Consider the following 15,758-nt stretch of genomic DNA (forward strand, 5'->3'; position numbering starts at 1 on the left):
CGAAAACGAGCAGAAGCTCCTGGACTACCTCCGGCGGGCCACCGTGGACCTGCGCGACGCGCGGCGCCGGGTGGCCGAGCTGGAATCCAGTGACCAGGAGCCGATCGCGATCATCGGCATGGCCTGCCGGTTCCCCGGCGGGGTCACCAGCCCCGAGCAACTCTGGGACCTGGTCGCGGCGGGCGGGGACGGCATCTCGCCGTTCCCCGTCAACCGCGGCTGGGACCTGGATTCGTTGTACGACCCCGATCCGGACCGCTCCGGCACCGCGTATGTGCGCGAAAGCGGGTTCCTGCATGAAGCCGACGAGTTCGACCCGGACTTCTTCGGCATCTCCCCGCGGGAAGCCCTGGCCATGGACCCGCAGCAGCGGCTGCTGCTGGAGACCTCCTGGGAGGCGTTCGAGCGGGCCGGGATCAACCCGGAATCCTTGCGTGGCAGCAAAACCGGCGTGTACGCGGGCCTGATGTACCACGACTACGCGCCCCGCATGCACGAGGTCCCGCCGGGCGTGGAGGGCTACCTCGCCACCGGCAGCTCCGGCAGCGTGGTCTCCGGCCGGGTCTCCTACACCCTTGGCCTGGAAGGGCCTTCGGTCACCATCGACACCGCCTGCTCCTCCTCGCTGGTCGCACTGCACCTCGCGGTCCGCTCGCTGCGCAAGGGCGAGACCAGCCTCGCCCTAGCAGGTGGCGTCGCGGTGATGGCCACCCCGGCCGCGTTCGTGGAGTTCTCCCGGCAGCGCGGCCTGGCCCCCGACGGCCGGTGCAAGTCCTTCGCCGCCGCCGCGGACGGCACGTCCTGGTCCGAGGGCGCGGGCATGATCCTCCTGGAGAAGCTCTCCGACGCCCAGCGCAACGGCCACCCGATCCTGGCCGTGGTGCGCGGTACCGCGGTCAACCAGGACGGCGCGAGCAGCGGACTGACCGCCCCCAACGGTCCCTCCCAGCAACGGGTGATCCGCCAGGCACTGGCCGACGCCGGACTCACCGCCGCCGACGTGGACGCGGTCGAGGCACACGGCACCGGCACCAAACTCGGCGATCCCATTGAGGCACAAGCTCTGCTGGCCACCTACGGCCAGGAGCACAACGACGAACTGCCGCTGTGGCTGGGCTCGCTCAAGTCCAACATCGGGCACACCCAGGCCGCGGCAGGCGCCGGCGGCATCATCAAGATGGTCATGGCCATGCGGCATGGCCTGCTGCCCAAAACCCTCCATGTCGACGAGCCCTCACCGCAGATCGACTGGTCCGCCGGCGCGGTGTCACTGCTCACCGAGGCCCAGCCGTGGCCGGAGACCGGACGGCCGCGCCGGTCCGCGGTGTCCAGCTTCGGCGTCTCCGGCACCAACGCGCACGCCGTGATCGAAGCCGCCCCGGAACTCGAACCCGTTGAGCACTCAGCGGATCCGCAGGTGCTGCCCTGGCTGCTGTCCGCGCGCACCCCCGAGGCGCTGCGCGAGACCGCGCACCGACTCAAGTCCACTGTGGACAGTGAGTCGGACCTCTCGGTGCTCGATACCGCCTACTCGCTGGCCACCGGCCGAGGTGCCTTCGAGCACCGCGCCGTGGTCATCGCGGCCGAACGGGACGGCTTCAGCGCCGCACTGGAAGCCTTAGCTGAGGGGGGTAGTGCAGCAAACCTGGTGCAGGGCAACGCCCGTCCTAGCGACAAGGTCGCCTTCGTCTTCCCCGGCCAGGGCTCGCAGTGGGCAGGGATGGCCCTGGAACTGCTCGATTCCTCGCCGGTGTTCGCCGCCCGGATGACCGAATGCGCCGACGCGCTGGCCGAGTTCACCGACTGGTCCCTGCTGGAGGTGTTGCGCGGCAAGGACGGCGTACCCACCCTCGATCGGGTCGACGTGGTGCAGCCCGCACTGTGGGCGATGATGGTCTCCCTCGCCGCGGTGTGGGGCTCCTTCGGCGTCAACCCCTCCGCCGTGGTCGGCCACTCCCAGGGCGAGATCGCCGCCGCTGCCGTCTCCGGCGCACTGTCCCTTCAGGACGCCGCCCGGGTGGTGGCGTTGCGCAGCAAGGCGATCCGGGCGCTGGCCGGTAAGGGCGGCATGATGTCCCTGCCGCTGCCGCGCACCGAGGTCGAAACCCGCATTGCCTGCTGGGACGGCCGGATCTCGGTCGCCGCGGTCAACGGACCCGCCTCCGTGGTGGTCGCCGGTGAGCCCGGCGCGCTGGACGAACTCCTCGCCGAATGCGAGACCGAGGGCATCCGGGCCCGCAAGATCCCGGTCGACTACGCCTCGCACTCCGCCTACGTGGAAGAGATCCGGGACGACATCCACCAGGTGCTGGCCCCGATCCAGCCGCGGTCCGCCGAGATCCCGTTCCACTCCACGGTCACCGGCGAGCTGCTCGACACCGCCGCGCTGGATGCCGAGTACTGGTACACCAACCTGCGGCAGACCGTGCGGTTCGAGGACACCGTGCGCGGCCTGGTCGAGCAGGGCTACCGGTTCTTCATCGAGATGAGCCCGCACCCGGTGCTCACCGTGGGCGTGCAGGACACCGTGGACGCCGCGGGCGGCGAGGCCATCGTGGTCGGCTCACTGCGCCGTGAGGAAGGCGGCCTCACCCGCTGCCTCACCTCGCTGGCCGAAGCCTATGTCGGCGGCCTGGAACTGGACTGGCAGGTCGTCTTCGCCAACTCCGGCGCCCGCCGCCGCGAACTGCCCACCTATCCGTTCCAGCGCAGGCGGTTCTGGCTCGAACCCCTGGCACCCGCCGCTGCCGCCGACCCCGCCGACGCCGGATTCTGGGCCGCGGTGGACCGCGCCGACCTGGACGCGGTCACCACCACCCTCGCCGTGGACGGCAACACCCCGCTGCACGAAGTCCTGCCCGCGATGACCAGCTGGCGCCGCCAGCGCAAGGAACTCGCCGCCGTGGACGGCTGGCGCTACCGGGTCGGCTGGACCCCGCTCAGCACCCCTACCGCCCCTAGCCTCACCGGAAACTGGCTGCTCGCGCACTCGGGTTCAGTGCCGGGCGGACTGGTCGCGGCACTCACCGCGCACGGCGCGCAGGTCACCGAGATCGCCATCCACGGCGACCGCGGCACCATCGCGGAAACCCTAGCCACCGCGGGCATCGCCGAGGCCACCGGACTGATCTCGGTGCTGGCCCTGGACGAGACCGCGCACCCCGAGCACCCCGAGCTGAGCGCCGGTCTGGCCCGCACGCTGCACCTCACCCAGGCCCTCGGTGACACTGGAGCCACCGCTGCGCTGTGGTGCCTGACCCGCGGCGCGGTCGGCATCGGCGGCACGGACACGCTCAGCAGCCCGGTGCAGGCCCAGGTCTGGGGCTTCGGACGCGTTGTCGCACTGGAACACCCGGCCCGCTGGGGCGGCCTGCTCGACCTGCCCGAGACCCTCGACGAGCGCACCGGCACCCACCTGGCCGCCGCGCTGACCGGCACCGAGGATCAGGTCGCGATCCGCCCGGCCGGGCTCTTCGGCCGCCGCCTCACCCCGGCCCCGCTCACCGCCCAGTCCGCCCGCAGCTGGCAGCCCGGATCGGCCGCGCTGGTCACCGGCGCCGCCGAACCCCTTGGCGCGGAAGCCGCCCGCTGGCTCGCCAGCCAGGGCGTCACCACACTCGTCCTGCCCGGCGCGGCCCCCGGCCTGGCCGGGGAACTGGCCGAACTGGGTGCGACCGCGCTGGTCACCGACCTGGATCAGCTTGCGGAAGTGCTCGCCGAGCACCCGGTGAGCACCGTGCTGCACGCCCCGCCGGTGGTCACACCGTCCGAAGTGGACAGTGTGGACCTGGCGGGGTTCGCCGCCGTGGTCGCGGCCAAGACCGCCGACCTGCTCGCAGTCGAAGCCCTCGCCATCGAGGCCGAGACGGTCATCTTCTTCTCCTCGGTCGCCGCGGTCTGGGGCGGTGGCAACCAGGGTGCCTACGCCGCCGGGTCCGCCTACCTGGACGCGCTGGCCGAGTACCGGCGCGGCAACGGCCTGCCCGCCAACGTGATCGCCTGGAGCCCGTGGGACGGCGGCACCACCGTCGACGCCCTGGGCGAGCAGCTGCGCCGCCGTGGGGTGCGCGCACTGGCCCCGGCCGCCGCGCTGACCGCGTTGCGCCAGGTGCTCGACCACGACGAGACCGCGGTGACCATCGCCGACATCGACTGGTCCCGCTTCCACCCCGGCTTCACCGCCGCCCGCCCCAGCCCGCTGCTGTCCGCACTGCCCCAGGTCGCCGAACTCCTGGCCGAGGCAGCAGCGGCTGAGCAGACCGGATCCCCGCTGGCCCAGCGCCTGGCCGGACTGTCCGAAGTGGACCAGGCACAGGCCGTGCTCGACCTGGTCCGCGCCCAGCTCGCCGCCGTGCTCGAACACCCCTCGCCGGACTCGGTGGACGTCAACCGCGCCTTCCGCGAACTGGGCTTCGACTCGCTCACCGCGGTCGACCTGCGCAACCGCCTCAACACCGCCACCGGTCTGAAGCTCCCGGCCACCCTGGTCTTCGACTACCCGACGGCCACGGTGCTCGCCGAGTTCCTGCGCGGCGAGATCATCGGGGTCAGCGCCGAGGCCGCGGCCAGCACGGTCGTGGTCAACGACGACGACCCGATCGCCATCGTCGGCATGGCCTGCCGCTTCCCCGGCGGCGTGGACAGCCCGGAAGCGTTGTGGCGCCTGGTCGCCGAGGGCGTGGACGCCATCTCCGGCTTCCCGGCCAACCGCGGCTGGGACCTGGACGGCCTCTACGACCCCGACCCGGAACGCACCGGCCGCTCCTACACCCGCGAGGGCGGCTTCCTGCACCAGGCCGACGAGTTCGACCCAGCTTTCTTCGGCATCTCCCCGCGCGAGGCCACCGCGATGGACCCACAGCACCGGCTGCTGCTGGAAACCTCCTGGGAGGCGTTCGAGCGGGCCGGCATCAACCCGGACTCGTTGCGCGGCAAGCAGGTCGGCGTGTTCGCCGGCACCAACGGCCAGCACTACGCGCCGCTGCTGCTGGACGGACCGGACAACTTCGACGGCTACCTGGCCATCGGCAACGGCGCGAGCATCCTCTCCGGCCGCATCTCCTACACCCTCGGCCTTGAGGGCCCGGCGATGACCGTCGACACCGCCTGCTCGGCCTCCCTGGTCGCGCTGCACCTGGGCGCGCAGGCACTGCGCAACGGCGAATGCTCCCTCGCGCTGGCTGGCGGGGTCACGATCATGTCCACCCCGGACATGTTCTTCGAGTTCAGCAGGCAGCGCGGACTGGCCCGGGACGGCCGGTCCAAGGCCTTCGCGGCCGCCGCGGACGGCTTCGCCCTCGCCGAGGGCGCGGGCATGCTGGTGCTCGAACGACTTTCCGACGCCCGCCGCAACGGACACCCGGTGCTGGCCCTGGTTCGTGGCAGCGCGGTGAACCAGGACGGCGCCTCCAACGGTCTGACCGCGCCGAACGGCCCCGCCCAGCAACGGGTCATCCGGCAGGCGCTGGCCAGCGCCGGGCTGTCCGCCCAGCAGGTCGAGGTGGTCGAAGCACACGGCACCGGCACCACGCTCGGCGACCCGATCGAGGCCCAGGCCGTGCTCGCCACCTACGGTCAGGACCGGGAAACCCCGCTGTGGCTGGGCTCGCTCAAGTCCAACATCGGGCACACCCAGGCCGCCGCCGGCATCGCGGGCGTGATGAAGATGGTCCTGGCCATGCGGCACGGCGTGTTGCCCAAGACCCTGCACGTGGACGCGCCGTCCCCGCAGATCGACTGGTCCGCCGGTGCGGTCTCGCTGCTCACCGAGGCCCAGGACTGGCCAGCCACCGGCGAACCACGGCGCGCGGGCGTGTCCAGCTTCGGCATGAGCGGCACCAACGCGCACGCCATCCTGGAAGAAGCCCCCGCCGAGGACCCGGCCACACACTCCACAGTGGACGGTCCGCAGTCCTGGCCACTGGCCGCCCGTACCCCGGAAGCCCTGCGCGGCCAGGCCGAACGCCTGCTCGACTTCCTGGACAACCACCCCGGCTCTCCGCCGGTCGACGTGGCCCGCTCGCTGGTCGAGCAGCGCGGCGGGTTCGAGCACCGCGCCGTGCTGGTGGCCACCGAACGCGCCGACTTCCGCGCCGCGCTCGCCGCCCTGGCCCAGGACGAGCCCTCCGGCGCCCTGGTCCAGGGCCTGGCGGGCGCACCAGGCAAGGTCGCGTTCGTCTTCCCCGGTCAGGGCTCGCAGTGGCTTGGCATGGCCCTGGACCTGGCCGACGCCGAACCGGTGTTCGCCGAACGACTGGCCGACTGCGCGGGCGCGCTGGCCGAGTTCACCGACTGGGACCTCTTCGAGGTGTTGCGCGGCAACGGTCCCGGCTTTGACCGGGTCGACGTCGTGCAGCCCGCGCTGTGGGCGGTCATGGTCTCCCTGGCCGCGTTGTGGCGCTCCTACGGCGTCGAACCCGCCGCGGTGATCGGCCACTCGCAGGGTGAGATCGCCGCCGCCGCGGTCTCCGGCGCGCTGTCGTTGCGGGGCGCGGCCAAGGTGGTCGCGTTGCGCAGCAAGGCGATCCGGGCACTGGCGGGCAAGGGCGGCATGATGTCCGTGCCACTGCCGCTCACCGTGGTCGAAGACCGGCTGACCCGCTGGGACGGCCGGATCTCGGTGGCCGCGATCAACGGCCCGACCGCGATCGTGGTCGCCGGTGACCCCGCAGCCCTGGACGAGCTGTTCACCCAGTGCGAGACCGAGGGCATCCGGGCCCGCAAGATCCCGGTGGACTACGCCTCGCACTCCGCACACGTCGAGCAGATCCGGGACGAACTGCTGACCGTCCTCAGTGGACTCTCGCCGCGAAGCTCGGAGATTCCGTTCCACTCCACGGTGACCGGCGAACTGATCGACACCAGCGCGCTGGACGCCGAGTACTGGTACACCAACCTGCGCCAGACCGTCCGGTTCGAGGAGGTCGTGCGCGGACTCGCCGCACAGGGTGTCACCGCATTCGTGGAAACCAGCCCGCATCCGGTGCTCACCTTCGGCTTCAACGAGATCCTCGGTGAGCAGGGCGTGGCCACCGGTTCGCTGCGCCGCGAGGACGGTGGCCTGGACCGGTTCCTGCTGTCCCTGGCCGAACTCCAGGTCCGCGGCCACCGGGTCGACCTCACCCCGCGGATCGGCGACGGCCGCCTGCTCACCCTGCCCACCTACGCCTTCCAGCGGCAGCGGTACTGGCCGCGACCGGGTACCGGCCGGGCCGGTGACGCCGGGTCGATCGGCCTGCACAACGCCGACCACCCGCTGCTCGGCGCGGCCGTCGCGCTCGCCGACAGCGACGGCTTCCTGTTCACCGGCAGGCTCTCGCTGCAAACCCACCCGTGGCTGGCCGACCACGCCGTATCCGGCACGATCCTGTTGCCCGGCACCGCCTTTGTCGAACTCGCCGGACACGCCGGGGACGCGGTCGGCTGCCACCGCCTGGACGAACTGACCCTGGAAGCCCCACTGCTGCTGCCCGCCACCGGCGGCGTGGCCGTGCAACTCGTGCTCAGCGCCCCGGACCACGCGGGCACCCGCACCCTCACCCTGCACTCCCGCCCGGACTCCGCCGACCCGGACCAGCCCTGGACCCGGCACGCCAGCGGCCTGCTCTCCACCACCGCCAGCCCGGCCGAGGGCCTCACCACCTGGCCGCCCACCGGTGCCACCCCGATCCCGGTCGAGGACATCTACCAGCGGTTCGCCGATCGCGGCTACGAGTACGGCCCCGCCTTCCAGGGCCTGCGCGCGGCCTGGCGCACCGGAACCGAGGTCTACGCCGAAGTCGCGCTGCCGCAAGCCGAGGACGCGGGCCGCTACGGCCTGCACCCGGCGCTGCTGGACGCGGCCGTGCAAGCCATCGGCCTCGGTGACTTCTTGCCCGACCCGGAAACCCCGCGGCTCCCGTTCGCCTGGAACGGCTTCACCCTGCACGCCGAGGGCGCCACCGCACTCCGGGTCCGGCTGGCCGCCGCCGGGGACGACGCGATCACCATCACCGTCGCCGACCCCACCGGCGCCCCGGTCGCCGGGGTGGAATCCCTGCGACTGCGCCAGGTCAGCGCCGATGCCCTGGCCACCCGCGACACCAGCCTGGACCACCTGTTCCGGCTGGAATGGACAGTCCTCAGTGGACTCACCGTGCCCGATGAACCAAGTCCGGTAGCGGTGCTGGGCCGGGACGACCTCAAGGTCGGCTCCGCCCTGGCCAGCAGCGGCAGCACCCTCACCAGCCACGCCACCCTGGCCGACCTGGCCGCGGCCGCACCCGAACTCACCCTGGTCGCCTTCCCCGCGGTCAACGGCCCGCGCACCGAGGCCACCCACGCGGCCACCCGCCGCGCCCTGGAACTCGTGCAGGGCTGGCTGGCCCAGGACGCCCTCGCCGACGCCCGCCTGGTCGTGGTGACCAGGGGCGCGGTGGCCGCCCAGCCCGGCGAGGACGTCACCGACCTGGCAGGCGCCGCGGTGTGGGGACTGCTCCGTTCGGCCCAGTCCGAACATCCCGGCCGCTTCCAGTTGCTGGACCTGGACGAGGCCGACGACTCCTACGCCGCGCTGCCCGCCGCCCTGCACTCCGGTGAACCCCAGCTCGCCCTGCGTGCCGGGCACACCCACGCCTTCCGGCTGGCCAGGGCCACCAGCACCGACGCGCTGATCGCACCGTCCGAAGTGGACGCCTGGCGACTCGACGTGGCCGGTGAGGGCACCCTGGAGAACCTGGCCCTGCTGCCCTGCCCCGAGGTCCTCGAACCCCTGGGCGAAGGCCAGGTCCGGATCGCCATCCACGCCGCGGGCCTGAACTTCCGCGATGTGCTGATCGGCCTGGGCATGTACCCGGACAAGGCGTTGATGGGCACCGAGGGTGCCGGAGTGATCACCGAAGTCGGCCCCGGCGTCACCGACCTCCAGCCAGGAGACCGGGTGATGGGCCTGCTGGCCGGAGCCTTCGGCCCCTACGTGGTCGCCGACCAGCGCCTGGTCACCAAGATCCCGGCGGACTGGACCTTCGAGACCGCCGCCTCCGTGCCGGTGGTCTTCCTCACCGCCTACTACGCCCTGCACGACCTCGCCGGTCTCAAGTCCGGCGAGAAGGTGCTCGTGCACGCCGCCGCCGGTGGTGTCGGCATGGCCGCCGTGCAACTCGCCAAACACTGGGGGGCCGAGGTCTTCGGCACCGCCAGCACCGGCAAGTGGGACACCCTGCGCGCCCTCGGCCTGGCCGAGGACCACATCGCCAACTCCCGCACCCTCGACTTCGAGGCCGAGTTCAGCGGCGTCACCAGCGGTAGGGGTGTCGACGTGGTGCTGGACTCGCTGGCCCGCGAGTTCGTGGACGCCTCCCTGCGGCTACTGCCCGGCGGCGGCCGGTTCGTGGAAATGGGCAAGACCGACGTCCGCGACGCAGGCCAGGTCGCCCTCGACCACCCCGGTGTGACCTATCGCGCCTTCGACCTCACCGACGCCGGCGAGGACCGGATCGCGGCGATCTTCGCCGCGCTGCGACCCCTGTTCGAGCAGGGGGTGCTGCGACCGCTGCCGGTGCGCACCTGGGACCTGCGCCGGGCCAAGGACGCCTACCGCTTCCTCAGCCAGGCCAAGCACGTCGGCAAACTGGTGCTCACCATCCCGCGCGGCCTGCGCACCGAGGGCACCGTGCTGATCACCGGCGGTACCGGCACGCTGGGCGCGCTGCTGGCCCGGCACCTGGTCACCCGGCACGGCGTCAAGCACCTGCTGCTCACCAGCCGTCGCGGCCTGAACACACCCGGTGCCACCGAACTGGCCGCCGAGATCGAAGAACTTGGCGCATCCGTTCGCATCGAAAACTGTGATGCCGCCGACCGGAAGTCGTTGGCAGCACTGCTGAACAGCGTCTCGGCCGAACACCCGCTCACCGGTGTGATCCACGCCGCAGGGGTGCTGGACGACGGCGTGGTGTCCGCGCTCACCCCCGAACGGCTGGCGAAGGTGTTGCGGCCCAAGGTGGACGCCGCGATCAACCTGCACGAGCTGACCTCGGGCCTGGACGCCTTCGTGCTGTTCTCCTCCGCCTCGGCCACCTTCGGCGGCGCCGGTCAGGCCAACTACGCCGCGGCCAACGCCTTCCTGGACGGCCTGGCCGTCCACCGGCGCGCGCAAGGGGTACCCGGACAGGCCCTGGCCTGGGGTTTGTGGGCGCAGTCCAGTGGCATGACCGGCCATCTGGACGAGGCCGAACTGGGGCGGATGGCCCGATCGGGCATGACCCCCCTGTCTTCAGAACAGGGGTTGGCGCTGCTCGACGCCGGACTTAACTTTGACGAGGCGGTGCTGGTGCCGATGGGCCTGGACACCGCGGTCCTGCGAACGGCGGGATCCGTGCCTGCCCTGCTCACAGGGCTGGTGCGGAACCCGGCACGGAGGACCGCGGAGGCCGGATCGGCGACCGCCGGAGTGTCTGCCTTGGTGCAGCGGCTGACCGGGCTCCCCGCGGCGGAGCGGGACCGGGCACTGCTGGACCTGGTGCGGGGCAACGTCGCCACCGTGCTTGGACACGCCGGGCCGGACGCGGTGAGCGCTGACCGGGCTTTCAAGGAGCTTGGTTTTGACTCGCTCACCGCGGTCGAACTGCGAAACCGGTTGAACGCGGCCACAGGGCTGCGGTTGCCGGCCACGCTGGTCTTCGACTACCCGACCCCACTCGCGCTCGCGGAACTCCTGCGAGCCGAACTCCTGCCCGACGAGCCGGCCGCGGCCCCGCTGCTGGCCGAACTCGAACGGCTGGAGGCGGCACTGGCCATGGTGGCGCCCGCGGACATCTCCGCGATCGCCCCCCGGCTGAAGGCGCTGGCGGCCAGGTGGGTCACCGGGCCGGAAGAGGACACGGAGGCAATCGAGTCCGCCTCCGATGACGACCTGTTCGACTTCATCGACAAGGAGTTCGGACAGTCCGATTAGGACGGACTCGCGGAGTACAAAAACTGGGGATGGGCTTGATGTCGAACGAAGAGAAGCTCCGCGAGTACCTCAAGCGGGTCACCACCGACCTGCACCGCACCACCAAGAAGCTCCGAGAGGTCGAGGAGGCCGGGCACGAGCCCGTCGCCATCATCGGCATGAGCTGCCGCCTGCCCGGCGGGGTCGACAGTCCGGAATCCCTGTGGGACCTCGTCTCCACTGGCGGTGACGCGGTCGGCGGGTTTCCCGCCGACCGCGGGTGGGACCTCGAAGGGCGCTACGACGCCGACCCGGACAACCTGGGCACCTACTACGCCCGCGAGGCCGGGTTCGTCTACGACGCGGGCAAGTTCGACGCCGGCTTCTTCGGCATCTCCCCGCGCGAAGCCCTCGCCATGGACCCGCAGCAGCGGCTGATCCTGGAAGCCTCCTGGGAAGCCTTCGAGCGCTCCGGCATCGACCCGAACTCCTTGCGCGGCAGCCGGACCGGGGTGTTCAGCGGAGCGTGGTTCTCCGGTTACACCCCGGGTCTGGACCAGTCCCCGCAGCACCTGGAAGGCCACCTGCTCTCCGGCGCGGCCACCAGCTTCGTCTCCGGCCGCGTCGCCTACACCCTCGGCCTGGAGGGCCCCGCCCTCACCGTGGACACCGCGTGCTCCTCCTCGCTGGTCGCCCTGCACCTGGCGGTGAAGGCGTTGCGCAACAACGAATGCGGGCTCGCGCTCACCGGCGGCGTCACCGTGATGTCCAGCCTCAACTCACTCGTCGAGTTCTCCCGCCAGGGCGGACTGGCCGCCGACGGCCGCTGCAAGCCCTTCTCCGCCGCGGCCGACGGCTTCGGTTTCGCCGAGGGCGTGGGCATGCTGGTCCTCGAACGGCTCTCCGACGCCCAGCGCAACGGCCACCAGATCCTCGCGGTGATCCGCGGCACCGCGGTCAACCAGGACGGCGCCTCCAACGGCCTCACCGCACCCAACGGCCCGTCCCAGCGCCGGGTCATCGCCGAGGCGCTCGGCGACGCCCGCCTCACCCCGGCCCAGGTCGACGTGGTCGAGGCACACGGCACCGGCACCTCACTCGGCGACCCGATCGAGGCGCAGGCCCTCCTGGCAACCTACGGCCAGGACCGCGACCGCCCGCTGTGGCTGGGCTCGGTCAAGTCCAACATCGGGCACACCCAGGCCGCCGCCGGTGTCGCCGGTGTGATCAAGATGGTGATGGCCATGCGCAACGGGGTGCTGCCGCAGACCCTGCACGTGGACGAGCCCTCGCCGCACGTGGACTGGTCCGCCGGATCCGTCTCGCTGCTCACCGAACGCCTGGACTGGCCGGAGACCGGGCAGCCGCGCCGCGCCGGGGTGTCCTCCTTCGGCATGAGCGGCACCAACGCGCACACCATCCTGGAACAGGCCCCGGCCACCGAACCCGTCGAGACCGAACCGGTCGCGACCACGGTCTCGCCCATCCTGCTCGCCGCCCGCGGCGCCGACGCCCTGCGCGGTCAGGCCGAGCGCCTGCTGTCCTTTGTGGACAACAACCCCGAACACTCCCTGAACGACCTCGGTTTCTCCCTCGCCACTACCCGCAGCCGGTTCGACCACCGCGCCCTGCTGGCCACCGGCGACCGGGACGCGCTGCGCGCCGGACTCGGCGCCCTCGCCGCGAACATGCCCGATGCCGCACTGGTGCAGGGTGTGTCCGGAGTGGACGGCCGAGTCGTTTTCGTCTTCCCCGGCCAGGGCTCGCAGTGGCAGGGCATGGCCCTGGAACTCCTCGACACCGCCCCGGTCTTCGCCGACCGGCTCACCGAATGCGGCCAGGCCCTGGCCGAGTTCACCGACTGGGACCTCCTGGAAGTACTGCGCGGCAACGGCCCCGGCTTCGACCGGGTCGACGTGGTGCAGCCCGCGCTGTGGGCGGTCATGGTCTCCCTGGCCGCGTTGTGGCGCTCCTACGGCGTCGAGCCCGCCGCGGTGGTGGGCCATTCCCAGGGCGAGATCGCCGCCGCCGCCGTCTCCGGCGCGCTCTCACTCCGCGACGCGGCCAAGGTGGTTGCCCTGCGCAGCAAGGCGATCCGCGCGCTGGCCGGTAAGGGCGGCATGATGTCGGTCGCACTCTCCGGGGACCAGGCCGCCGAACGACTGGCCCGCTGGGACGGCAGGATCTCGGTTGCCGCGCACAACGGCCCCGCCTCGGTGGTCGTCGCCGGTGACCCGGACGCCCTGGACGAGCTGTTCGCCGACTGCGAGGCCGGCGACATCCGGGTGCGCAAGATCCCGGTGGACTACGCCTCGCACTCCGCGCACGTGGAAGCCATCCGCACCGAACTCCTGAACGTCCTCAGTGGACTTCAGCCGCGGACCGCGGACATCCCCTTCTACTCCACCGTCACCGCCGCCGTGATCGACACCGCGCGGCTGGACGCCGAGTACTGGTACACCAACCTGCGCCAGACCGTGCGCTTCGCCGAGACCACCCGGCTGCTCGCCCAGGACGGCTTCCGCTTCTTCATCGAGACCAGCCCGCACCCGGTGCTCACCTTCGGCGTCCAGGAAACCCTCGCCGATCTCGACGCCGTCGCGGTTGGCTCCCTGCACCGCGACCAGGGCGGCCTGGACCGGTTCCTGCTCTCCCTCGGCGAGGCCGAGACCCGCGGCCTGCCGGTCGACCTGAGCCCCGCCTTCCCCGGCGCGCGGCGGATCGACCTGCCCACCTACGCCTTCCAGGGCCGCTGGTACTGGCTCGAACCCGAGCACACCGCCGTCGCCGCCGACCCGGCCGACGCCGAGTTCTGGACCGCGGTGGAGAACGAGGACCTCGACCAGCTCGCCAGCACCCTGGGCACCGGCACCGAGCCACTCAGCGGCGTGCTGCCCGCCCTGACCGCCTGGCGCAGGCAGCGTCGCGAGCAGTCCACTGTGGATGGTTGGCGCTACCGGGTCAGCTGGCAGCAGCTCGCCGAACCGGCCGCCGCGCCACTGACCGGCACCTGGCTCCTTGTTCTCCCGGAACAGCACCACCCCCTGACCACCGCGGTTTCGACCGCACTGCGCGCTCGTGGCGCCGACGTCGCCGAGCTGGTGCTCGACCGCGTTGACCGCGCCGGGCTCGCCCAGCAGCTCGCCACGCTCCCGGTGGCGCCCAGCGGAGTGCTCTCCCTGCTGGGCCTGGACACCTCGGCCCACCCCGAGGTGTCCAGGGGGCTGCGACTGACCCTCACCCTCACCCAGGCCCTCGGCGACGCCCAGATCGACGCTCCACTGTGGACAGTCACCAGTGGCGCGGTGGGCACCGGACCGGCCGACCCGGTCCGCGAGCCGGTGGCCGCCCAGGTCTGGGGCTTCGGCCGGGTCGCCGCACTCGAACACGCCCGCCGCTGGGGCGGCCTGATCGACCTGCCCGGCAACCCCGGCGATCAGTCCCTCAACCGCCTCACCGCGCTGCTGGCCGGTGCGGGGGAGGAGGACCAGCTCGCGGTGCGCGCCAACGGCATCCTCGCCCGCCGCCTGGCGCACGCCCCCCGTGGCACGACCAAACGCGCGTGGCAGCCCACCGGGACCGTGCTGGTCACCGGCGGCACCGGCGCGATCGGCGCCCAGGTGGCCCGCTGGCTGGCCCGCAACGGCGCGGATCACCTGGTCCTCACCAGCCGCCGCGGCCCGGAAGCCCCCGGTGCGCTCGACCTCGCCGCCGAACTCGGTGAGCTGGGCGCCAAAGCCTCCATCGAAGCCTGCGACATCAGCGACCGCGAGGCCGTGCGCGACCTCCTCGCCAGGCACCCGGTCACCGCGATTATGCACGTGGCCGGGGTGCCGCAGGCCACCGCGGTCACCGACACCACCCAGGACGAACTGGCCGAGGTCACCGCGGTGAAGATCGCCGGGGCCGCGCACCTGGCCGAGTTCGCCGGTGACCTGGACGCGTTTGTGCTGTTCTCCTCCAACTCCGGGGTCTGGGGCAGCGCCGGGCACACCGGTTACGCCGCGGGCAACGCCTACCTGGACGCGCTCGCCCAGCACCGCCGCGCGCACGGCAAGCCCGCGCTCGCGGTGGCCTGGGGCGCCTGGGCCGACGGCGGGATGGCCGAGGGTGACGCGGGGGAGCAGTTGCGCCGCCGCGGCATCCTGGAAATGCGCCCCGACCTGGCCATCACCGCCCTGCAGCGGGCCATGGACGAGGACGAGACCACCATCGCCATCGCGGATATGGACTGGACCAAGTTCGCGCCCACCTTCACCTCGGTCCGCCCCAGCCCGTTGCTGGGCGAACTGCCCGAGGTCAAGGCCCTGCTCGCCGACACCGAACCGGAGACCGATTCCGGCCTGGCGCAACGACTCGCCACCGCCTCCCCGCTGGAGCAGCGGCGCGCCCTCGTCGACCTGGTACGCACCCAGGTGGCCGGGGTGCTCGGCCACGACAGCACCGACGCGGTGGACCCCGGCCGCGCCTTCCGTGAACTGGGCTTCGACTCGCTCACCGCGGTGGAACTGCGCAACCGGCTCACCGCCGCCACCGGCCTGCGGCTGCCCGCCACCCTGGCCTTCGACCACCCCACCCCCACCGTGCTCGCCGAGTTCCTGCGCGCCGAGCTGTTCCCCGCGGTCGAGGGCGCCGACGAGTCCGAAACGCGGATCCGGGCCGCCCTCGCCGCCCTTCCGCTGTCCCGAATCCGGGACGCCGGCCTGCTGGACGCCTTGCTGCGCCTGGCCGACGGCGGCCCCAGCGCAGTTGAGTCCACTGTGGACGACGGCGAGACCATCGACGAGATGGACGCCGACGACCTGGTGCGCCTGGCCCTGCAGGGCTCCGACTCCTGACCTGACCG

The 15,758-nt window shown here is 72.1% G+C and carries 1 protein-coding gene and 1 pseudogene; both read left to right on the forward strand.

Annotation, left to right across the window (positions count from 1 at the left end; genetic code table 11):
* Window positions 1-16: 16 nt before the first annotated feature.
* Window positions 17-10,933, forward strand: a pseudogene (locus ACTOWY_RS31575) (type I polyketide synthase); the annotation flags it as partial.
* A gap of 38 nt (window positions 10,934-10,971) precedes the next feature.
* On the forward strand, window positions 10,972-15,750 hold the full coding sequence (locus tag ACTOWY_RS31580) for a type I polyketide synthase (protein ID WP_441313258.1): 4,779 nt from the start codon (window positions 10,972-10,974) through the stop codon (window positions 15,748-15,750).
* The last annotated feature ends 8 nt before the right edge of the window (window positions 15,751-15,758 follow it).

The organism is Crossiella sp. CA198, assembly GCF_052078295.1.
Lineage (GTDB): Bacteria > Actinomycetota > Actinomycetes > Mycobacteriales > Pseudonocardiaceae > Crossiella.